General features: G+C 33.4%; 1 protein-coding gene. It reads right to left on the bottom strand.

Features of this window, described 5'->3' with window-relative positions; translation table 11 throughout:
* Positions 1-2 precede the first annotated feature (2 nt).
* Positions 3-1003: hypothetical protein (locus AB5935_RS28375; protein ID WP_368328154.1), on the bottom strand; the 1001-nt coding region annotated here is incomplete at its 5' end.

A 1003-nucleotide genomic window follows, 5' to 3' on the forward strand; every position in this document is an offset into this window, starting at 1 on the left:
CTTTAGTCGTTCTGTAATAAATAACTTTCAATCAAGGATTTTATCTCATTATCCCCTTTAGAAATGGTTTCCATATCTATCACGTTATCAGCACGGTTATAGTAGTTTGAAATGAATGCTAATGAAGTTATTGGTGAATCCAGATTTGATATCTTTTCCCAATTGTTCTGATCACGTGCAGGGTATATGGTATAGCTGTAAGAATAACCACAAAGCACATTACCCCAGTGAAATGTTTTCATAGGGATGATATAATTATTTTCCAGATTTAGAAATGCAGATATGGCTCTATCATTCCAAAGGTTTATAAGATAGTTTCCCTTATCAGCCTGAATAGTTTTAATTGTCATCCAGCTGATTACTAGTTCTTTATAATCCGAAGGCTCATGAATAAACGATTTTATCTTATCCTTTATATATTCTTTCATATAATATAGAGGGGTCTCACATTCCATAAGATTACCTATTTCCTTACATTCTATCCACCATGGTGTGTCAGGTTTCATAGAGTAATAACATCCTTCAAAATTCCAACTACAATAATCAATATGATGTAAATTAATCATGCCAGAAACCAATCTGTACAATCTGAACCAATTTGAGAATTGGGCATCGGCAACAGCACTTTTATTATCCAATGAATTACAGATTTCCTTTAAGAGATTCCATTTTTTTAAAATAGTTTCTATAATCAATTCTTTACCTTCCATTTCTGTTTGCCACAGAGGAGTTAAATCGCCCATGAGGAATTCATTGTCTTCCATTTCATCTATCGATGGCACTTGACTATCAGGCATTTTCTTTAGCAGATCTTTCTTTTGTTCGTCATCATTATACCATTCTGGTAAATTGACATTTGGAATTTTACTTATATTTAGCGTGTTTGTATCTACAGTCAACAGGTTGTCATCAGTGGTTTGATTGATAATTTGAACAAGGTATCTCCAGTCTATGTAGTTTTTTCCACGTCGCGATTGTTCAGTTCCGTTTTTTCCCCATATAC

It is taken from the genome of Phocaeicola sp. RTP21198st1_B8_RTP21198_201120 (assembly GCF_040929485.1).
GTDB classification, from domain to species: domain Bacteria; phylum Bacteroidota; class Bacteroidia; order Bacteroidales; family Bacteroidaceae; genus Phocaeicola; species Phocaeicola dorei.